Origin of the sequence: Mycobacterium alsense, assembly GCF_002086635.1 — a bacterium.
GTDB lineage: Bacteria > Actinomycetota > Actinomycetes > Mycobacteriales > Mycobacteriaceae > Mycobacterium > Mycobacterium alsense.
This window is the reverse complement of the sequence record NZ_MVHD01000018.1, coordinates 20,877-40,501: the sequence shown is the minus strand read 5'-3', so window position 1 is coordinate 40,501 and position 19,625 is coordinate 20,877. Positions and strand designations below refer to the sequence as shown.

General features: G+C 70.0%; 19 protein-coding genes. 13 read left to right on the top strand and 6 right to left on the bottom strand.

Annotated features, from left to right (window positions below):
* Window positions 1–2 precede the first annotated feature (2 nt).
* Window positions 3–362: a PE-PGRS family protein gene (locus tag BST11_RS12760; protein ID WP_083138364.1), complete on the bottom strand. Its 360-nt coding sequence runs from the start codon at window positions 360–362 to the stop codon at window positions 3–5.
* Between the two features lie 139 nt (window positions 363–501).
* Between BST11_RS12760 and BST11_RS12755 the strand changes: the two genes are divergently transcribed.
* Genes BST11_RS12755 through BST11_RS12745 form a run of 3 tightly spaced genes read left to right on the top strand, consistent with a single transcriptional unit; the run spans window position 502 to window position 3,565 of the window.
* Window positions 502–1,284 carry an SDR family oxidoreductase gene (locus tag BST11_RS12755; RefSeq protein WP_083138328.1) on the top strand — a complete coding sequence of 261 codons (783 nt, stop codon included), beginning with the start codon at window positions 502–504 and terminating at the stop codon, window positions 1,282–1,284.
* Complete coding sequence (locus tag BST11_RS12750; RefSeq protein ID WP_083138327.1) at window positions 1,281–2,471, top strand: acyl-CoA dehydrogenase family protein; 1,191 nt, start codon at window positions 1,281–1,283, stop codon at window positions 2,469–2,471. Before BST11_RS12755 ends, BST11_RS12750 begins: the two co-directional genes overlap by 4 nt.
* Entirely contained in the window at window positions 2,468–3,565 is a 1,098-nt protein-coding gene (locus BST11_RS12745) for an acyl-CoA dehydrogenase family protein (RefSeq protein ID WP_083138326.1), read from the top strand. Before BST11_RS12750 ends, BST11_RS12745 begins: the two co-directional genes overlap by 4 nt.
* On the opposite strand, the gene BST11_RS12740 is transcribed toward BST11_RS12745, so the two are convergent.
* Both BST11_RS12740 and BST11_RS12735 read right to left on the bottom strand, forming a co-directional pair.
* Window positions 3,520–3,915 (bottom strand): PAS domain S-box protein, encoded by a 396-nt coding sequence (locus BST11_RS12740; protein WP_244897634.1) that lies wholly within the window; start codon window positions 3,913–3,915, stop codon window positions 3,520–3,522. The genes BST11_RS12745 and BST11_RS12740 overlap by 46 nt on opposite strands.
* A 505-nt stretch (window positions 3,916–4,420) precedes the next feature.
* Window positions 4,421–5,173, bottom strand: a complete 753-nt coding sequence (locus BST11_RS12735; RefSeq protein ID WP_083138324.1) for a dienelactone hydrolase family protein — start codon at window positions 5,171–5,173, stop codon at window positions 4,421–4,423.
* Between the two features lie 151 nt (window positions 5,174–5,324).
* Between BST11_RS12735 and BST11_RS12730 the strand changes: the two genes are divergently transcribed.
* The 9 genes from BST11_RS12730 (at window position 5,325) to BST11_RS12690 (ending at window position 14,833) form a co-directional block, all read left to right on the top strand.
* Window positions 5,325–6,125 carry a thymidylate synthase gene (locus BST11_RS12730; RefSeq protein ID WP_083138323.1) on the top strand — a complete coding sequence of 267 codons (801 nt, stop codon included), beginning with the start codon at window positions 5,325–5,327 and terminating at the stop codon, window positions 6,123–6,125.
* 52 nt (window positions 6,126–6,177) lie between these two features.
* Window positions 6,178–6,675 carry a dihydrofolate reductase gene (locus tag BST11_RS12725; protein ID WP_244897633.1) on the top strand — a complete coding sequence of 166 codons (498 nt, stop codon included), beginning with the start codon at window positions 6,178–6,180 and terminating at the stop codon, window positions 6,673–6,675.
* Window positions 6,676–6,797: 122 nt separating this feature from the next.
* On the top strand, window positions 6,798–7,547 hold the full coding sequence (locus BST11_RS12720) for a DivIVA domain-containing protein (protein WP_083138321.1): 750 nt from the start codon (window positions 6,798–6,800) through the stop codon (window positions 7,545–7,547).
* Window positions 7,548–7,562: 15 nt separating this feature from the next.
* On the top strand, window positions 7,563–8,822 hold the full coding sequence (locus tag BST11_RS12715; protein ID WP_083138320.1) for a winged helix-turn-helix domain-containing protein: 1,260 nt from the start codon (window positions 7,563–7,565) through the stop codon (window positions 8,820–8,822).
* A 59-nt stretch (window positions 8,823–8,881) separates the two neighbouring features.
* Window positions 8,882–10,264, top strand: coding sequence for a type I restriction-modification system subunit M (locus tag BST11_RS12710; protein WP_083138363.1), 1,383 nt, complete (start codon window positions 8,882–8,884; stop codon window positions 10,262–10,264).
* Window positions 10,261–11,325 (top strand): restriction endonuclease subunit S, encoded by a 1,065-nt coding sequence (locus tag BST11_RS12705; protein ID WP_083138319.1) that lies wholly within the window; start codon window positions 10,261–10,263, stop codon window positions 11,323–11,325. The genes BST11_RS12710 and BST11_RS12705 overlap by 4 nt, the downstream gene beginning before the upstream one ends.
* A gap of 10 nt (window positions 11,326–11,335) precedes the next feature.
* Entirely contained in the window at window positions 11,336–12,118 is a 783-nt protein-coding gene (thyX, locus tag BST11_RS12700) for an FAD-dependent thymidylate synthase (RefSeq protein WP_083138362.1), read from the top strand.
* 117 nt (window positions 12,119–12,235) lie between these two features.
* Window positions 12,236–13,138, top strand: coding sequence for a 4-hydroxy-tetrahydrodipicolinate synthase (gene dapA / locus BST11_RS12695; protein ID WP_083138318.1), 903 nt, complete (start codon window positions 12,236–12,238; stop codon window positions 13,136–13,138).
* Between the two features lie 18 nt (window positions 13,139–13,156).
* Complete coding sequence (locus tag BST11_RS12690; RefSeq protein WP_083138317.1) at window positions 13,157–14,833, top strand: ribonuclease J; 1,677 nt, start codon at window positions 13,157–13,159, stop codon at window positions 14,831–14,833.
* Between the two features lie 76 nt (window positions 14,834–14,909).
* Here BST11_RS12690 and BST11_RS12685 read toward each other — a convergent pair whose 3' ends face one another.
* Genes BST11_RS12685 through BST11_RS12675 form a run of 3 tightly spaced genes read right to left on the bottom strand, consistent with a single transcriptional unit; the run spans window position 14,910 to window position 16,953 of the window.
* Window positions 14,910–15,782, bottom strand: a complete 873-nt coding sequence (locus tag BST11_RS12685; RefSeq protein WP_083138316.1) for an SAM-dependent methyltransferase — start codon at window positions 15,780–15,782, stop codon at window positions 14,910–14,912.
* A gap of 5 nt (window positions 15,783–15,787) precedes the next feature.
* Entirely contained in the window at window positions 15,788–16,642 is an 855-nt protein-coding gene (locus tag BST11_RS12680) for a mycofactocin-coupled SDR family oxidoreductase (protein WP_083138315.1), read from the bottom strand.
* Window positions 16,642–16,953 (bottom strand): putative quinol monooxygenase, encoded by a 312-nt coding sequence (locus tag BST11_RS12675; protein ID WP_067325457.1) that lies wholly within the window; start codon window positions 16,951–16,953, stop codon window positions 16,642–16,644. The genes BST11_RS12680 and BST11_RS12675 overlap by 1 nt, the downstream gene beginning before the upstream one ends.
* 176 nt (window positions 16,954–17,129) lie before the next feature.
* Here BST11_RS12675 and BST11_RS12670 point away from each other — a divergent pair, with 176 nt between their 5' ends.
* The gene (locus BST11_RS12670; protein WP_083138314.1) at window positions 17,130–19,604 is read left to right on the top strand and encodes a DNA translocase FtsK; all 2,475 of its coding nucleotides are present in this window, start codon (window positions 17,130–17,132) and stop codon (window positions 19,602–19,604) included.
* Window positions 19,605–19,625: the final 21 nt, after the last annotated feature.

Here is a 19,625-nt window from a genome sequence, read left to right as displayed (position 1 = left end):
CGCTATCCGTGGCCGGAGCCGCAGCCGACGCCGGGCAGGCAGCCCTGGCCGCCGGGAACGCCGCCGGGACCGGCGAACTGGCCGCCGGAGCCGCAGCCGACCCCCGGCACGCAGCCCTGTCCGCCCGGGCCGCCGCCCGGCCCGTTGTTCTGGCCGCCGGAGCCGCAGTTGCCGTTGTTGTCGCAGCCGCCCCCGCCCGGCTGGTCCTTGAACACGACGTGCGTGGGCGCGGGGCCGGTGGGCCCCGCCACCAAAGCACTCGAAGCCATGGAACCGGTGACGGCGATCGGCGCGACCGCGATCGCCGCGGCCGCCGCCCCGCCCACCACCAGTCTTTGCGTGAGGGTTAATTTCGTGGACATGCGGGTCGCATACCACGCACCCACATGTGTAAAACATCCCTGTAGCGAACTTGTGGTAGCGAACTTTTTGTAGCGAACTTGTAGTAGCGAACTTGTGGTAGCGAAGCATCGTTCGCTTCCGCGCTAGGAAAGGCACACCATGACCTCACTGGATTTGACCGGTCGCACCGCGATCATCACGGGTGCCTCGCGCGGAATCGGGTTGGCGATCGCCCAGCAATTGGCCGCCGCCGGCGCCGACGTGGTGTTGACCGCCCGCAAGCGGGAGGCGGCGGAGGCGGCCGCGGCGCAGGTCGGCGAGAAGGCCCTGGGCGTCGGGGCGCACGCCGTCGACGAGGACGCGGCGCGGCGCTGCGTGGATCTGACGCTGGAGCGCTTCGGCAGCGTCGACATCCTGGTCAACAACGCCGGAACCAACCCGGCCTACGGCCCGCTGATCGACCAGGACCACGCCCGGTTCACCAAGATCTTCGAGGTCAACCTGTGGGCCCCGCTGCTGTGGACCTCGCTCGTGGTGAAGTCGTGGATGGGCGAGCACGGCGGCGCGATCGTCAACACCGCGTCGATCGGCGGCCTGCACCAGTCACCGGCGATGGGCATGTACAACGCCACCAAGGCCGCGCTGATCCACGTAACCAAGCAACTGGCGCTGGAACTTTCACCGCGCGTCCGCGTCAACGCGATCGCGCCCGGGGTGGTGCGCACCCGGTTGGCCGAGGCGCTGTGGAAGGACAACGAGGACCCTCTGGCCGCGTCGATCGCGCTCGGCCGCATCGGTGAGCCGGTCGACGTCGCGCACGCGGTGGCCTTCCTGGTTTCCGACGCGGCGAGCTGGATCACCGGCGAGACGATGGTCATCGACGGCGGCCTGTTGCTCGGCGCCGCACAGGGATTCCAGTCGCGGCCGGAGGGCAACCGATGAACACCGACGACCTCGACGCCCGCCTGCGGGCCCTGCTCGACGAGCACGACCCGGCGACCAGCGACCCGCGGGAATTCCTTGGTGCGCAGTACGATGCGGGGCTTGCCTGGGTTTATTTTCCGGAGGGATTCGGCGGGCTCGGCCTGCCGCGCAAGGCGCAGGAACTCGTCAACGCGCGGCTCAGCGCCGCCGGGGCGCCGGTCGGCGGCACCGCCAAGAACTACATCGGAATGGGCATGGCCGCTCCCACGATCGCGGCCTTCGGCACCGACGAGCAGAAGCGAAAGTTCCTGCGGCCGTTGTTCACCGGCGAGCAGATCTATTGTCAGCTGTTCAGCGAACCGGGCGCCGGATCGGACCTGGCCGGGGTCGCCACGCGCGCGGTCCGCGACGGTGATGATTGGATCGTCAACGGCCAAAAGGTGTGGACGTCGCAGGCGCAGCACGCACAGATGGCCATCCTGGTCGCGCGCAACGACCCCGCGGTGCCCAAACACCAAGGCCTGACGTACTTTCTGTGCGACATGACGCAACCCGGCGTCGAGGTCCGGCCGCTGCGCCAGATCACCGGCGAGGCGGAGTTCAACGAGGTGTTCCTCACCGATGTCCGGGTGCCCGACGCCAACCGGCTCGGCCCCGAGGGCGGCGGCTGGCGGGTCGCGACGACCACGCTCAACCACGAGCGTGTCGCGATCGGCTCCCGCTCCGGCATGCCGCGGGAAGGCGGCCACATCGGCAAGGTCACCGCGGCCTGGCGCAAGGAGCCGGGCTTGCGAGATCCCGCCATGCACGACGAGCTGATGCGGCTGTGGGTGGACGCGGAGGTGCTGCGGCTGACCGGTGAGCGGCTGCGACAACAGGCCAGCTCGGGTCAGCCCGGACCCGAGGGCGCCGGCATGAAGGTCGCTTTCGCCCGTCTGGCGCAGGCGATCTCGGGATTCGAGATCGAGCTGCACGGCGAGGCCGGGCTGCGCTACGACGACTGGACCATGCGCAGGCCCGAAACGGTCGACCTGATCGGACGCGAGCCCGGCTACCGCTACCTCCGGGCGCGCGGCAACTCGATCGAGGGCGGCACGTCGGAGATCTTGCGCAACACCATCTCCGAGCGCATCCTCGGGCTGCCCGGCGAACACCGCGTCGACAAGGACGTCGCCTTCAAGGACCTGAACAAGGGGGACCAATGAGCGCCGGCGACCTGCTGTACTCCGACACCGAGGAGGCGCTGCGCGACAGCGTCCGCCACCTGTTCGCCGATCGCTGCCCACCGGAGTCGGTGGCGAAGGCGTACGAGCAACCACCGCAAGACTTTTCGGACCTGTGGCGGACACTGGCGGCCGAGCTGGGGGTGGCCGGCCTGTTGGTGCCCGAGTCGCTCGGCGGGGCCGGGGCCGGCGCCCGCGAAGCCGCCGTCGTGATGGAGGAGATCGGCCGCGCCGTCGCCCCGGTGCCGTACCTGTCCAGCGCGGTGCTCGCCACGGTCGCGCTGTTGGAGGCCGGTGAAACCGAGATTCTGCCCGAGCTGGCCCGCGGTTCGCTGACCGCGGCGCTGGCGGTGCCGCTGTCGGCGGCACCGTGGGAGCCGATCGCCGGGGTGAGCGCCGGCGCCGACGGCGTCAGCGGATCGGTCAGCAGCGTCGCCGGGGCCGATGCGGCCGACGTCCTGGTGGTGCCGGTCGCGGGCCACGACGGCCTCGAACTGCACACCGTGTCTTGCTCCGCCGCCGGTGTCGAGGTCTTGCCCGTGCTGGCGCTGGACATGACGAGACCCCTTGCGGACGTGCGTTTCTCGGGAGCGCAATCGACGCGGGTCGGCGCGGCGGACGGGCCGATCGCGGCGGCCCTGCAGGCGGGGGCGACGCTGCTCGCGTCCGAGCAGCTCGGCCTGGCGCAGTGGTGTTTCGACACCACGCTCGACTATGCCAAGCAGCGCAAGCAGTTCGGCCGCGCGATCGGCTCCTACCAGGCGATCAAACACCGGCTGGCGGACCTGTGGTTCGAGGTCGGGGCGGCGACGGCGGCGGCCCGCTACGCCGCCGACACCCGCGCGCGGGGAGATGACGACGCCGACGTCGCCGGGAGCATCGCGCAGGCCTATTGCAGCGGGGTCGCGGTGAACGCCGCCGAGGAGTGCGTGCAACTACACGGCGGCATCGGGATGACCTGGGAGTATCCGGCGCACCTCTACCTCAAGCGCGCCAAGAGTGACCAGCTCGCGCTGGGCACCCCGTATCGTCACCGCGCGCGAGTGGCCCAGTCGGTCAACCTGCCGGTCTCGTGATCCGGCGCGTCGTCGTTGAGCCAGAGCTCTTCGGTGCGGTCGTGGAAGGTGACCAGCGCGACGGTGTCGTCGCGGCGGCGCATCGCCGACTTGCTCATGCTGGCCCACACCGCATGGCCCGACTTGTGCCGCAACTCGACGAGGCGGCTGGTGCCCGTGCCGACCAGCGCAACCCAGCGGTCTTCGTCCGGCGGGCGGAAGAAGATGCCTTCGAAATCCATCGTGAGCAGTTCGTCGCACGAGTAGCCCAGCATGTCGCAGAACGAGCCGTTGGCGAACAGGATGGTCCCCACGCGGTCGACCGCCAGGGCCGGGGCGGGTAGCCGCTCCAGGACGACCAACGCGGGCATCCGTCGCAGTTCGTCGATGGGCATTTGGTTGGGCGGCCGCGGGATTCGACGGTCGACTCGTCGACCATTGACGGCTGTGGGATTCTTCGTGATCACCATCCGCCCTTCGTGGCCTTCGGCCATGCCCCGACTCGGGGATAAGCGCACTCCGGCCTAAATGCGCTGACGGCAAATATTATGCGCGGGGACGGTACAAAGTCCATAGTTCGTTAGCTCTATTAAGCTATTTGCCATACGCCCAATTATTTCGGGTGGTAGCCGCCAATATGGGCATGCAATTCCCGATGTCCGTCACTAGCTGACCGCCCGCGCTATTCGTCGCCCTGCGGCGCGCGACCATTCCACAGCAAACGCCTTCCAACGAACTTCGCTAACTCCGCGGGCGGCGGTCCGGCCGGTGAGCGCGGCGGCAGCAACCCCACGTTACGGGTGCGCCGCTAACTCCGACGATTGGGCGTTCTCGGCGCCGGGGAAATGCCCGCCGTTTCGCCCTTTCGACGACTTTTCATTCGGCCGCCCGCGGCAGCGCCGCGCCGAACGTCTCCGTCATCGCCGCCCAGTGCCGCTCGTCGGCGGCGACGTCGTACGGGGGGTTGTCCGGAACGGCGAACCCGTGCCCCGCCGAATACCACTCGATCGTGTGGTCCACCCCGGCCGCCGTCAGCGCCTTGTCGAGTTGTTCGGCGTGATCGGACGTGAACGACGCATCGTTTTCGGCGCCGCCCACGTACAGAGTGGCCGTCATCCGGTCGGCCAGCAGGTGCGGGCTGTCCGCGCCGTCGGTGACCAGCCCGCCGCCGTGGAACGACGCCGCGGCGGCCACGCGTTCGGGAAGGCGGCCGGCCACCACCAGCGAGGTGCGCCCACCCATGCAGTAGCCGCACACGCCGAAGCGGCTCCCGGACACCTCGGGCCGGGAGGCCAGGTAGTCGAAGAAGGCGCCGGCGTCGACGGCCATCTTGTCCGGCGTGACGCTGCCGATCATCGCGAACAGCCGGTTGCGCTCCTTCGCGTCGCCGAAGACCGTGGCCATGTCGAACGGGGCCCAGTCCCCGCTGCGGTAGTACACGTCGGGAAGCAGCACGGCATACCCGAATCCGGCCAGCTTGGCGGCCATCTGGTCGAAGGTGTCGCGCACCCCGCCGGCATCGCAGTACATCACGACGCCGGGCCAGGGGCCTTCGGAGCCGTCGGGGGTGAAGAGGCGGACTGGGCAGGAGCCGTCGGGAGTGGTGATGCTGTCTTTGATGTTCGGCATGGCACCGTTCTACTCCTGGGCCCCAGAGCTGGATTCATCGCGGTGACCCGCCGCGTCCGGCTCCGCCGCCCCCGCGATCACCGCTGAACTATTGGCGGTGACCCGCCGCGTCCGGCTCCGCCGCCCTCGCGATCACCGCTAAGCTGGCCGCGTGCCGATCCCCACGCCCTACGAGGACCTGCTGCGCCTGGTGCTCGAGCGGGGCGCGGCCAAATCCGACCGCACCGGCACGGGGACCCGCAGCCTGTTCGGCCAGCAGCTGCGGTACGACCTGTCGGTCGGCTTCCCGTTGCTGACCACCAAGAAGGTGCATTTCAAATCGGTCGTCTACGAGTTGCTGTGGTTCCTGCGCGGCGACTCCAACGTCGCCTGGCTGCAGGAGCACGGCGTCACCATCTGGGACGAATGGGCAAGCAGCACGGGCGATCTCGGGCCGATCTATGGCGTGCAGTGGCGGTCCTGGCCGACGCCGACCGGCGAGCACGTCGACCAGATCAGCGCCGCGCTGGAGCTGCTGCGCACCGACCCCGACTCGCGGCGCATCATCGTCTCGGCCTGGAACGTCGGCGACATTCCGAAAATGGCGCTGCCGCCCTGTCACGCGTTCTTCCAGTTCTACGTGGCCGACGGGCGCCTGAGCTGCCAGCTCTACCAGCGCAGCGCGGACCTTTTCCTCGGGGTCCCGTTCAACATCGCCAGCTATGCGCTGCTCACCCACATGATGGCCGCCCAGGCCGGGCTGCAGGTCGGCGAGTTCGTCTGGACCGGCGGCGACTGCCATATCTACGACAACCACGTCGAACAGGCGCGGCTCCAGCTCACCCGTGAGCCCCGCCCGTATCCGGAACTTGTTCTGGCCCAGCGGGATTCGATCTTCGACTACACGTACGATGACGTCGTGGTGAAGAATTACGATCCGCACCCGGCGATCAAAGCCCCCGTCGCCGTATGACGCGCGCCGGCGACGTGGGGGCCCCGCCAGCTCGCGGGGGAGAGCGGCGCCGTTGAGCACCGTGGGCCTCGTCTGGGCTCAGTCGACTTCCGGCGTGATCGGGCGCGGCGGCGACATCCCGTGGCGCGTGCCGGAGGACCTGGCCCGCTTCAAGCAGATCACCATGGGACACACGGTGGTCATGGGGCGGCGGACCTGGGAGTCGCTGCCGGCTCAGGTGCGCCCGCTGCCCGGGCGTCGCAACGTGGTGCTCTCGCGCCGGCCCGACTTCGTGGCCGAGGGGGCCGAGGTGGTGGGCTCGATGGAGGCCGCGGCGGCCATTTTCGAATCCGGGCCGCAGGCGTGGGTGATCGGGGGTGCGGAGGTGTACGGGCTCGCGCTGCCGCTGGCCGCCCGCTGCGAGGTCACCGAGGTCGAGATCGACCTGGTGCGCGACGACGAGGACGCGCTGGCCCCGGCGCTCGACGAAGGATGGGTGGGCGAGACGGGGGAGTGGCTGAGCAGCCGCACCGGGCTGCGGTACCGGTTTCACAGCTACCGTCGGACGTAAGCGCGCGCACCGGCGCCGATCGCACGGTGACATACTCGCTGACATACTCGCTGACATACTCGGAAGTCTGGGGTCGGGGCGCACGGGGTCTACGAGGCGTTTCCAGGAGGGGAAAATTGGCAGTGATAACCGAACCCGCGAAGACGTTCACGCGCATGTTCCGGGGCTATGACCCCGCGGCGGTCGACGCCCACATCGAGATGCTGACCACAAAGCAGCAGTTGCTGCTCGACGACGTCGAGAGCCTGCGGGCGCGCCTGAAGGAGTCCGGCGACGAAGCGGCCGCCCTGCGCAAGGAGGTCGCCGTCCTCACCGACACCTCGCCGTCTCCCCACGCGATGCAAAAGCGGATGGCGCAGATGCTGCGGCGGGCGGTCGACGAGGTTTCCGAGATGCAGGCCGAGGCGCGGGCCGAGGCGGAGGCGCTGATCGCGGCGGCGGAGGCCGAGATCGAGGCCGAGCGGCGCAAGCACCAGGAGGTGCTGGCCGACCTGGAGGCGCGGCGCAAGGCCATGGAGGCCGAGTACCAGGAAGCCAAGGACAAGCTCGAGGCCGAGCTGGCCAGCATGCGCGAGGACGCCGACCGGGCGCGCGAGCAGCTCCTCGCCGACGCCAAGCAGAAGGCCGATCATGACCGCGAGCAGGCCCAGCGGGCGGTGGACGAGGCGAGCGGGCAGCGCATCAGGATCCTCGAGCAGCTGATGGGCGTCTACCGCGACCTGGAAGGGGTTCCGGCGGCGCTCGAGTCGGCATACGAGGAACAACAGGACCCGTCGGAGGCGAAGTCGGAGAACCCGTCGGAGGCGAAGTCGGGGAACCCGTCGGCGGAGAAGTCGGCGGAGAAGTCGGCGGCGAAGGTAGCCGCGCGGTAAGCGTCGCGGCCGGGAATGTCGGATGCGGCCGGTATTCTCGGCGCCGTGTCCATCCCGAGGATGACCGCCGCGCAGGCTCGGCGGACAGCCGTTGCGGCCCAAGGGTTTAGCGAACTGCGGCCCACCGGTGCGGTCACCCGCGCGCATCTGAAGCGGCTGATATCGAGAATCCAAGTGCTGCAATTGGATTCGGTGTCGGTGGCGGTGCGTGCCCACTACGCGCCGGTGTTCAGCCGGCTCGGCCCCTACGACCGCGACGTGCTGGACCGCGCGGCCTGGGGCCCGCGCTCGTCACGGCTGCTCGCCGAGTACTGGGCCCACGAAGCGGCGCTGATGGCCGTCGACGACTGGCCGCTGCTGCGCTGGCGGATGCGCCAGTACCGCCACGGCCGCTGGCGCACGCACATCGCCAGGGACAATCCGCAGCTCGCCGACGCCATCGTCGCCGCCGTCGCGGAGCTCGGGCCCAGCACCGCCGGGCAGATCGAGGCCCACCTGGCCGCTATCCACGGCGAACCGCGGCGCAAGAAGGGGACCTGGTGGACGCGCAGCGACACCAAGTGGGTCGCCGAGGCGCTGTTCGCCTCCGGGGTGCTCACGACCGCCACCCGGGTGGGCTTCGCCCGCCACTACGACCTGGTCGAGCGGGTGCTGCCGCCCGGCGTGCTGGCCCGCGAGATCGACGACGACGAGGCCGTCCGCGAGCTCACCCTGCGGGCCGCGAGCGCGCTGGGCGTGGGCACCGAGGCCGACATCCGCGACTACTTTCGGCTGTCTGCCCAGCAGACCACGCCGGCGCTCGCCGGGCTGCTCGCCGCCGGCGAGATCGAGCGCGTCGAGGTCGACGGCTGGTCCGCCCCGGCCTACCTGCGGGCCGGGCGGGCGGTGCCGCGCTTCGACCGCGGCACCGCGCTGCTGTGCCCGTTCGACCCGTTGATCTTCTTCCGGCCCCGCGTCGAGCGGCTCTTCGATTTCCACTACCGCATCGAGATCTACACCCCGGCCGCCAAACGCCGGTATGGCTACTACGTGTGGCCGCTGCTGATGGACGGCGAGCTGGTCGCGCGGGTGGATCTCAAGGCCGACCGCGCCGCCGACTCGCTCAGGGTGGTCGGCGCGTTCGCGGAGCCCGGCAGGCCGCGGGCGCGGGTCGCCGCGGCGTTGGCGGGCGAGCTGGAGTCGATGGCGTCGTGGCTGGGTCTGGGCGGGTTCAGCGTGGCCGACCGCGGCGATCTGGCCGGGGACCTGCGGCGCGCCGCGAAGCTGTCTCGATGATCTGCCACCGCGAGGTACCTTTCTGCCATGAGCTCGAGCGGTCACCCGGCCGGTCGCTGATGTCCCCGCCGACTTCCAGAGAACTCAAGGCCACGCTGTGGAAGGCGGCCGAAAAGCTGCGGGGGTCGCTGTCGGCCGGCCAGTACAAGGATGCCATCTTGGGGCTGGTGTTCCTCAGGCACGCCGCCGAGCCGGAATGGAAGTCGTTGGTGGACAACGCGGATTCTCCCGCCATCGGCCGGCTCGTCGACGACGCGATGGCGGCCGCGGCGCTGCCCCGGCTGTACCAGAACCTCGACGGGCGCCGGCTCGGTGAGCTGCTGCGGCTGCTCGACGGCGCGCTGTTGGGTCCCGACGGCGGCCCTCGGGCGCGGGACCTGATGGGCGACGTGTACGAATACTTCCTGGGCAACTTCGCCCGGTCGGAAGGCAGGCGGGGCGGCGAGTTCTTCACCCCGCCCAGCGTCGTGCGGGTGATCGTCGAGGTCCTCGAACCGTCGAGCGGCCGGGTGTACGACCCGTGCTGCGGCTCGGGCGGAATGTTCGTCCGCACCGAGCAATTCGTCGCCGAGCACGACGGCGATCCCGCGCGGGTCTCGATCTACGGTCAGGAGAGCGTCGAGCAGACCTGGCGGATGGCCAAGATGAACCTCGCCGTCCACGGCATCGACGGCGCCGACCTCGGGACACGGTCGGCCGACACCTTCGCCGACGACCAGCACGCCGGCGTGCTGATGGACTACGTGATGGCCAACCCGCCGTTCAACATCAAGGACTGGGCCCGCGACGAAGAAGACCCGCGCTGGCGCTTCGGCGTCCCGCCGGCCGGCAACGCGAACTTCGCCTGGATTCAGCACATCCTGTCCAAGCTCGCCCCGGGCGGGAAGGCCGGTGTGGTGATGGCCAACGGCTCGATGTCGTCGAAAACACTGGGGGAAGGCGACATTCGTGCACGCATCATCGAGGCGGACCTGGTATCTTGCATGGTGGCGCTGCCCGCACAGCTGTTCCGCAGCACCGGGATCCCGGTGTGCGTGTGGTTTTTCGCCGCGGACAAGGCCGACCGGTCGGGCCAGGTGCTGTTCATCGACGCCAGGGGCCTCGGCTATCTGGTGGACCGCGCGGAACGCGCCCTGACCGACGAGGAGGTGGTGCGCATCGGCGACACCTACCACGCGTGGTGCGGGTCGGCGTCGGCGACGGCCAAAGGCTTGACATACCAAGACGTTCCGGGATTTTGCAAGTCCGTGTCGCTGAACGACATCAGGGCCGCGGGCTACGCGCTGACGCCGGGGCGCTACGTGGGTGCGGCCGCCGCCGCGGACGACGGGGAGCCCGTGGGCCGCAAGATCGCCCGGCTGACGGACGACCTGCTGGCGGCGCTCGACGAGTCCGCACGATTGGACCGGATCGTGCGCGAGCAGGTGGGACGCCTGCGGTGAGGGTCACCCTCGGCGACCATCTGGAGTTCCGCAATGGGACCAGCCCGCCCCGGCGGGCGCCGGACGGCCGCTTCCGTGTCTACGGTGCCAACGGCGCGATCGGCTACGCCGCGCAACACAATGCGACCGGGCCGCTGATCGTCCTCGGGCGTGTCGGATCCTATTGCGGCAGCTTGCGGTACTGCGACTCCGACGTGTGGGTCACCGACAACGCGCTCGTGTGTCGGGCCAAGGACCCGGCGGAAACCCGGTTCTGGTATTACGCGCTGCACACCTGCGGGCTCAACGGACAGCGGGGCGGATCGGGCCAGCCCCTACTCAACCAGAGCACCCTGCGCGGCGTTTCCGTCTCGACCGTCGCCGCGCCCCAGCGCCGCCGGATCGCCGAGCTGCTCGGCGCGCTCGACGACAAGATCGCCGCCAACGAGCGCGTGATCGACGCCGCCGAGGCCTTGATGGTCGCCACGGCGGAGGCGGTGCCCGACCGCGTGCCGCTGTCCAGCCTGGCCTCCCGATCGGCCGAAATGGTCGGCCCGCGGGACTTCGACGACGTGGTGGCCCACTTCAGCTTTCCGGCGTTCGACGGCGGCGCCACGCCCCGGGTCGTCGCCGCGGAATCGGTGAAGAGCGGCAAGTTCGCCCTCGCGGAGCCGTGCGTGTTGGTCGCGAAGCTGAACCCCACAAAACCCCGGATCTGGAACGTCGTGCGCCTGCCGCGACCAATGGCCTTGGCCAGCACCGAATTCGTCGTGCTGCGGCCGCTCGGTGTCGACACCTCGGCGCTGTGGTCCGCGCTGCGGCACCCCGAGGTCAGCGACGCGCTGCGGGGACGGGCGGCCGGAACGTCGGGCAGCCACCAGCGCATCCGCCCGCGCGACCTGCTCGAGGTGCGCGTCCGCGACGTCCGGCGGTTGGGGCCCGCGGCGCTGCGGACGATCACCGCACTGGGCGCGCTGTGCCACGCGCGCCGCGACGAGTGCGCGCGGTTGTCCGCCTTCCGCGACGCCCTGCTGCCGCTGCTGACGTCGGGCAGGATCAGCGTCCGCGCCGCCCCTCGCTAAGGTGATCGCCGTGGCCGAGACCGCGCCGCTGCGCGTGCAACTGATCGCCAAGACGGAGTTCCTGGCGCCGCCGGACGTGCCGTGGACGACCGAAGGCCCCGACGGCTCCGATGTCAGCGGCGGCAGCGCCTTGACCGAGTTCGCCGGCCGGGCCTGCTATCAGAGCTGGTCGAAGCCCAACCCCAAGACGGCGACCAACGCCGCCTACATCAGGCACATCATCGAAGTCGGGCACTTTTCGGTGCTCGAGCACGCCAGCGTGTCGTTCTACATCACCGGCATCTCGCGGTCGTGCACCCACGAGCTGATCCGCCACCGACATTTCTCCTACTCGCAGCTGTCGCAACGCTATGTGCCCCAGGGCGACTCGCGGGTCGTCGTCCCGCCGGGCATGGACGACGATCCCGAACTGCAGCGGATCCTGACCGCGGCCGCCGACGCCAGCCGCGCCACCTACGCCGAGCTGTTGGCCAAGCTGGAGGCCAAGTTCGCAACGGGTCAGCCCAACGAAAAAATGGGGGTACTGCGGCGCAAGCAGGCGCGCCAGGCCGCCCGGGCGGTGCTGCCCAACGCCACCGAGACCCGTATCGTGGTGACCGGCAACTACCGGGCGTGGCGGCACTTCATCGCGATGCGCGCCAGCGAGCACGCCGACGTGGAGATCCGGCGGCTGGCGATCGAGTGCCTGCGCCGGCTCGTCGACGTCGCACCGGCCGTGTTCGCGGACTTCGAGGTCTCCACCCTGGCCGACGGCACCGAGGTCGCCACGAGCCCTTTCGCCACCGAAGCCTGAGGCTGCACGCGCCGAGCGTCGCCAAAATGTCGGTCCGAGCGGCGTGTCGCCGGACAAGCAACGCGCGCTCACGCGCGGTGACAAAAGCCCTTGGTACCGCCAGGTAACCTGAACATCGTGAGCTCCGTCGGATTCGACGCCCCCACCCGGTTGGGAACCCTGCTGACCGCGATGGTGACGCCCTTCGCCGCCGATGGCTCCCTGGACACCGCCACCGCGGTGAAGCTGGCAAAGCACCTGGTGGGCGCGGGGTGCGACGGCCTGGTGCTGTCCGGGACCACCGGCGAGTCGCCGACCACCAGCGACGACGAGAAGCGCGAGCTGCTGCGCGTCGTGCTGGAGGCGGTGGGGGACCGGGCCCGCATCATCGCCGGCGCGGGCACCTACGACACCGCGCACAGCGTCCGGATGGCCAAGGACTGCGCGGCCGAGGGCGCGCACGGGCTGCTGGTGGTCACGCCGTACTACTCGCGACCGACGCAGGCCGGGCTGATCGCGCACTTCACCGCCGTCGCCGACGCCACCGACCTGCCGGTGCTGCTCTACGACATCCCGCCGCGCTCGGTCGTGCCGATCGAACCCGACACGCTGCGCGCGCTGGCCGAACATCCCAACATCGTCGGCGTCAAGGACGCCAAGGCCGACCTGCACGGCGGCGGCCAGATCATGGCCGAGACCGGGCTGGCCTACTACTCCGGCGACGACTCGCTGAACCTGCCCTGGCTGGCGATGGGCGCCACCGGCTTCATCAGCGTGATCGGCCACCTGGCCGCGGGACAGCTCCGAGAGTTGTTGTCCGCCTTCAACTCCGGGGACGTCAGCACCGCCCGCAAGATCAACGGGTCCGTCGCCCCACTGTGCGACGCGATGTCTCGGCTGGGAGGGGTGACGATGTCCAAGGCCGGCCTGCGCCTGCAGGGCATCGACGCCGGCGATCCCCGGCTACCGCAACTGCCGGCAACGCCCGCACAGGTCGAGTCGCTGGCGGCCGACATGCGCGCGGCCTCGGTGCTCAGGTAACCCAAGGGTGGCCGACAAGTGGATGTAGACCTCGCCCCGCCCGGTCCCTTGACCCCGGGCGGGCTGCGGGTCACGGCGTTGGGCGGTATCAGCGAAATCGGCCGCAACATGACCGTTTTCGAACACCTGGGCCGGCTGCTGATCATCGACTGCGGGGTGATGTTTCCCACCCACGACGAGCCCGGGGTCGACCTGATCCTGCCGGACCTGCGCCACATCGAGGACCGCCTCGACGACATCGAGGCACTGGTGCTGACCCACGCCCACGAGGACCACATCGGGGCGATCCCGTTCCTGCTGAGGCTGCGCCCCGACATCCCGGTCGTCGGTTCGAAGTTCACCCTGGCGCTGGTGGCCGCGAAATGCCGCGAGTACCGCATCAAGCCGGTCTTCGTGGAGGTGGCGGAGAAGCAGCGCACCACGCACGGCGTCTTCGGGTGCGAATACTTCGCCGTCAACCACTCCATCCCGGACGCGCTGGCCATCGCGGTCCACACGGGCGCCGGAACCGTCTTGCACACCGGCGACATCAAACTCGACCAGCTTCCGCTCGACGGCCGCCCCACCGACCTGCCCGGCATGTCGCGGCTGGGCGACGCGGGCGTGGACCTGTTTTTGTGCGACTCGACCAACTCCGAGATACCCGGTGTCGGGCCCTCGGAAAGCGAAGTGGGCCCCACCCTGCACCGGCTGATCCGCGGCGCCGACGGCCGCGTCATCGTGGCCTGCTTCGCCTCCAATGTGGACCGGGTGCAGCAGATCATCGACGCCGCAGTGGCGTTGGGCCGGCGGGTGTCGTTCGTGGGGCGGTCCATGGTGCGCAACATGGGCATCGCCCGGGAACTGGGCTTTTTGCGGGTGGACGACTCCGACCTGATCGACATCTCCGCCGCGGAGATGATGCCGCCCGAGCGGGTGGTGCTGATCACCACCGGCACCCAGGGCGAGCCGATGTCGGCGTTGTCGCGGATGTCGCGCGGCGAGCACCGCAGCATCACCCTGACGTCGGAGGACCTGATCATCCTGTCGTCATCGCTGATACCCGGTAACGAGGAAGCGGTGTACGGGGTGATCGACTCGCTGGCCAAGATCGGGGCCCGCGTCGTAACCAACCAGCAAGTGCGCGTTCATGTTTCGGGCCACGCGTACGCGGGCGAACTGTTGTTCCTCTACAACGGGGTACGGCCGCGCAACGTGATGCCGGTCCACGGCACCTGGCGCATGCTGCGCGCCAACGCCAAACTGGCGGCGCGCGCCGGGGTGCCCGAGGAATCGATCCTGTTGGCCGAGAACGGCGTCAGCGTCGACCTGGTCGCCGGGAGGGCCTCCGTCTCCGGGGCGGTGCCGGTGGGCAAGATGTTCGTCGACGGCCTGATCACCGGCGATGTCGGCGACATCACCCTGGGTGAACGGCTCATCCTGTCGTCGGGCTTCGTCGCGGCGATCGTGGTGGTGGCGCGCGACTCCGGGCGTCCGGTCGTTGCGCCGCAACTGCTTTCGCGCGGCTTCTCCGAAGACCCCAAGGCGCTCGAACCCGTCGTGCGCAGGGTCGAGGCGGAGCTCGAGCAGCTGGCCGCCGACAACGTGACCGACGCGGTGCGGATCGCGCAGTGCGTGCGCCGCACCGTGGGCAAGTGGGTCGGCGAGACCTATCGCCGGCAGCCGATGATCGTGCCGACGGTCATCGAGGTCTAGTGGCGATCGCGAGCGCGGCGCTGGGGGCGCCCCGCGAAGCTGGGGGACCGGGCGAAGCGGGTCGCCACCGTCGGGGCTAAGCCTTCTCCGCGTAGGCCGACCATTCCAGTTGGGACGCCGGCAGTTTGCGGCCGGCGGGCTCGACGTAGCGCCGGACGAGTTCGTCGGGACCGGCCTGCTCCACCAGCCGCCAGCCGTACTCGGCGATGAACTCCGCGACGTCCTCGGGCTGCAGCCCGAATCGCCACAGCCGGCGGCGCTCACGGACGTTGCGGTACAGCGTGCGGGCGCCGTACAGGTTCGTCCCGTCGATGAAGTCCTTTCGGACGTAGGTGAACACCAACCGGCTGCCCGGCGCCGCCGCGCGCAGCCCCTCGAGGGTGCGCCGCACCCCGCCCTCGGTGAGGTACTGCGTCACGCCCTCACAGATGAAGAAGGCCCGGTAGTCGGTTCGATATCCGTGCTCGGCCAGCGAGGTGAGCAGGTCGTCGCGCTCGAAGTCCAACGCCACCAACCGAACCGACAACGGCAGCGACCCCAGCACCCGTCGCACGGTCTGGGCCTTCCTGGCGATGTTGACCGGCAGGTCGACCTCGAACACCGGGATCCTCACGCGCCGGGTCAGCAGGTAGCCGCGGGTATCCAGCCCGGCGCCGAGGATGACGACCGCGTCGATGCCGTCGCGCGCTTCGTCGAGCTTGTCGGCGATGAACCGCTTTCGGCAGGCCAGATTCGCCCACAGCCCCGGGCCGGTGTACTCCGACGCGCGGACCATCAACCGCCGGGCCGGCGCCCACCGCGTCGCGGCCACCAGCCAGCGCAGCCGGGCGGGCAGGAACAGTTCGGCGAGGTCGTCATCCACCAGGCGGCGCCCGGGCGGCTCGTTGTGTTCCACCGCCGCCAGCACCATCGGGCCGAAAGCGGTCTGTGCCACGGGGTTCGGTGCCATGGGCGCTACTTGTTCAAAAAGCCCGCGTCGACCGGCAGGGCGACGCCGGTGACGTAGCGGGCCTGGTCGGACACCAGCCACGCCACGGCGTTGGCGATGTCTTCGGCTTGCAGCACCTCCACCGGCATGGCGTTGCCCATGGCGCCCGGCGTGTCGGTCCCGGCGGCCATCTTGGCCAGCCATTCCCGGGTGAACTCGTTGTTGATCATCGGGGTTTCCACACCCGACGGGTGGATCGAGTTGACCCGGATAAATTGCTTCGCAAGCAGATTCGCGTACACCCGCATCAGCCCGACCACCCCGTGCTTGGCGGCCGCATAGCCGACGGACCCGGCGTCCGGGCTGCCGACGCCGGCCAGCCCCGCGCTCGAGCTGATCAGCACGATCGACCCGCCGGTGCCCTGCTTGACCAAGGTCGGAATCGCGGCCTTGATGGTGTTGTAGACACCGGTCAGGTTCACGTCGATGACGTCGCGCCAGCCGTCGTCTCCCGAGGACATCGGGGCGATGCCGGCGTTGGCGACGACGATGTCGAGGCGGCCGAATTCGTCGAGGCCGGCCCGCAGCGCCGCCGACAGCGAGGCCCGGTCGCGGACGTCGCCTTGGCGGGCCACGATCCGGGCACCGGTGTCCTCGACCAGCTTGACGGTGGCCGCCAGGTCGTCCGGGGTTGCCATCGAGTACGGCACGCTGGCGATCTGGTCGCACAGGTCGACGGCGATCACGTCCGCGCCGTCGGAGGCCAGGCGAACGGCGTGCGCGCGGCCCTGGCCGCGGGCCGCGCCGGTGATGAACGCGACCTTGCCTTTCAGCGGGCCGTTCAGCGGGCCGTTCGGGGCGGCGTGGCGTGGCCGGGCCATTACGGGCGCAGCTGACCCTTGTCCGGGTCGCCCGCGGGCACCGGCTGCAGCAGCTTGATGTCCGGGGCCCCGGCCAGGTGGTCGCCGACGGCCTGGAACATTCCGCCGACCGCGGGCGCGGCGCTGTGCGCCTTGAGCGCCTCGTCGTCGGCCCACTGCTCGATGAACACGAAGGTCTCGCCGGTCTGGTGCAGCGAGTACAGCTGGCAGCCCGGCTCTTTGTGCACGTCTGCCACCGTGCGGGTGAGGATGTCGCGGACGGTGTCAACCGATTCGGGTTTGACGGTCAGGGTGGCGACGACGACGGGCATGGGGGTCTCCTGGGCGGTCGCGGGGATCTAGCGGCGTGACGGCTGCCACCCTACTCACGAAGTTCGCCGGGATCATTGGCACCGCGGCGACGAGCGCCGACGGCCGAAACCGTCACCTATTTGTGACCCGTGTGGCAGATGGTGATTCTGGGGCGATTGCGACTACGCTTGGCCCCATGCCCAGTAAGACCGCCGCCCGCTCCGGATCCCGAACGAGCAGGTCAAAGGCCGCTTCCCGAGGCAAAGCCCGGAGCCGGCGACCGGCCCCGCCCCGCAGGCCCACCAGGCGCCACAGCCGGTCCGTGCTGGTCACCGCCGGGCTGACCTGCGGTCGGGCCCTGCGCGCCACCTGGCTGATGGCGGCCCGGGGCACCGGCACCGCGGCCCGGTCGATCGGCCGGGCCCGCGACATCGACCCCGGGCACCGCCGCGACGGCATCGCGCTAGTGCTGCTCGGCTTCGCCGTCGTGGTCGCCGCCAGCTCGTGGTTCGACGCCGCCCGGCCGGTCGGGGCGTGGGTCGACACCGTGCTGCGGACCTTCATCGGCTCGGGGGTGCTGGCGCTGCCCCTCGTCGCCGCCGCGGTGGCCGTGGCGCTGATGCGGACCCAGCCCAACCCCGATGCGCGGCCCCGGCTGATCCTGGGCGGCAGCCTGATCGCCCTGTCGGCGCTCGGGTTGCGTCACCTGTGGTCGGGTTCGCCCGAAGATCCCGAATTACGCCGCCGCGCCGCGGGTTTCGTCGGTTTCGCCATCGGCGGGCCGCTGTCGGACGGGCTGACGCCCTGGATCGCCGCGCCGCTGTTGTTCATCGGCTTCATGTTCGGCCTGCTGCTGCTGACCGGGACCACCATCCGGGAGGTGCCCGACGCGGTCCGCGCCATGTTCGGCCCCCGGCTGATGGGTGACGACGAGATCGCCTACGACTACGCGGACGAGTTCGACAACGACGCCGACCAACCCCGCGACGACTACTCCGAGGGCTACTACGACGAGTTGACGGAACAAGAGCCGCAGGCGTGGCCGGCGGCCGGCGCCGCAATGTCGGAAGCCCCGCTCGCCGACGACTCACCGACCATCCCCGAACCCGGCGTCGCCCGCGGGCGCCGCCGCGCGAAAAAGAGCACCGAAGCGCTGGACCGGGTCGTCGAGGGCCCCTACACGCTGCCGCCGCTGAGCCTGCTCATCGCCGGCGACCCGCCCAAGAAGCGCAGCGCCGCCAACACCCACATGGCCACCGCGATCGGGGAGGTGCTCACCCAGTTCAAGGTCGACGCCGCGGTCACCGGCTGCACCCGCGGGCCCACCGTCACCCGCTACGAGGTCGAGCTGGGCCCCGGGGTCAAGGTGGAGAAGATCACCGCGCTGCAGAAGAACATCGCGTACGCGGTGGCCACCGAGAGCGTGCGCATGCTGGCCCCGATCCCCGGCAAGTCCGCCGTCGGCATCGAGGTGCCCAACACCGACCGGGAGATGGTGCGGCTGGCCGACGTGCTCACCGCCCCGTCGACCCGCCGCGACCATCACCCGCTGGTGATCGCGCTGGGCAAGGACATCGAAGGCGATTTCATCTCGGCCAACCTGGCCAAGATGCCGCACCTGCTGGTCGCCGGCTCCACCGGATCCGGAAAGTCCAGCTTCGTCAACTCCATGCTGATCTCGTTGTTGACGCGGGCCACCCCGGAGGAGGTCAGGATGATCCTGATCGACCCCAAGATGGTGGAACTGACGCCCTACGAAGGCATTCCGCACCTCATCACCCCGATCATCACCCAGCCGAAGAAGGCGGCGGCCGCGCTGGCTTGGCTGGTCGAGGAGATGGAGCAGCGCTACCAGGACATGCAGGCGTCGCGGGTGCGCCACATCGACGACTTCAACGCCAAGGTGCGCTCCGGGGCGATCACGACCCCGCTGGGCAGCCAGCGCGAGTACCGGCCGTACCCGTATGTGGTGGCGATCGTCGACGAGCTGGCCGACCTGATGATGACGGCCCCGCGCGACGTCGAGGACGCCATCGTGCGCATCACCCAGAAGGCCCGCGCGGCCGGCATCCACCTCGTGCTGGCCACCCAGCGGCCGTCGGTCGACGTGGTCACCGGGCTCATCAAGACGAACGTGCCCTCGCGGCTGGCGTTCGCGACGTCGTCGCTCACCGACTCCCGGGTGATCCTCGACCAGGCGGGCGCCGAGAAGCTGATCGGGATGGGCGACGGCCTGTTCTTGCCGATGGGCGCCGGCAAGCCGCTGCGGCTGCAGGGCGCGTTCATCACCGACGAGGAGATCCACGCCGTCGTCAACGCCTGCAAGGAGCAGGCCGAACCCGAGTACACCGAGGGCGTCACCACCGCCAAGCCCACCGGCGAACGCGCCGACTCGGACGGTCGGGACCCCGACATCGGCGACGACATGGACGTGTTCCTGCAGGCCGTGGAGCTGGTGGTGTCCAGCCAGTTCGGGTCGACCTCGATGCTGCAGCGCAAGCTGCGGGTCGGCTTCGCCAAGGCCGGCCGGCTGATGGATTTGATGGAGACCCGCGGGATCGTCGGGCCGTCCGAGGGCTCCAAGGCGCGCGACGTGCTGGTCAAGCCCGACGAGCTGGCCGCGACGCTGGCGTCGATCCGCGGCGCCGGGGACGGCGGGCCCACCGAATAGCGCCGAACGTGAAACTGTTGC

Coding starts and splice junctions, on each gene's coding strand:
- BST11_RS12760 (WP_083138364.1), bottom strand. CDS start 362: ATGTCCACGAAATTAACCCTCACGCAAAGACTGGTGGTGGGCGGGGCG.
- BST11_RS12755 (WP_083138328.1), top strand. CDS start 502: ATGACCTCACTGGATTTGACCGGTCGCACCGCGATCATCACGGGTGCC.
- BST11_RS12750 (WP_083138327.1), top strand. CDS start 1,281: ATGAACACCGACGACCTCGACGCCCGCCTGCGGGCCCTGCTCGACGAG.
- BST11_RS12745 (WP_083138326.1), top strand. CDS start 2,468: ATGAGCGCCGGCGACCTGCTGTACTCCGACACCGAGGAGGCGCTGCGC.
- BST11_RS12740 (WP_244897634.1), bottom strand. CDS start 3,915: ATGCCCGCGTTGGTCGTCCTGGAGCGGCTACCCGCCCCGGCCCTGGCG.
- BST11_RS12735 (WP_083138324.1), bottom strand. CDS start 5,173: ATGCCGAACATCAAAGACAGCATCACCACTCCCGACGGCTCCTGCCCA.
- BST11_RS12715 (WP_083138320.1), top strand. CDS start 7,563: ATGTCGGATGCGGCCGGTATTCTCGGCGCCGTGTCCATCCCGAGGATG.
- BST11_RS12710 (WP_083138363.1), top strand. CDS start 8,882: ATGTCCCCGCCGACTTCCAGAGAACTCAAGGCCACGCTGTGGAAGGCG.
- BST11_RS12685 (WP_083138316.1), bottom strand. CDS start 15,782: ATGGCACCGAACCCCGTGGCACAGACCGCTTTCGGCCCGATGGTGCTG.
- BST11_RS12680 (WP_083138315.1), bottom strand. CDS start 16,642: ATGGCCCGGCCACGCCACGCCGCCCCGAACGGCCCGCTGAACGGCCCG.
- BST11_RS12675 (WP_067325457.1), bottom strand. CDS start 16,953: ATGCCCGTCGTCGTCGCCACCCTGACCGTCAAACCCGAATCGGTTGAC.
- BST11_RS12670 (WP_083138314.1), top strand. CDS start 17,130: ATGCCCAGTAAGACCGCCGCCCGCTCCGGATCCCGAACGAGCAGGTCA.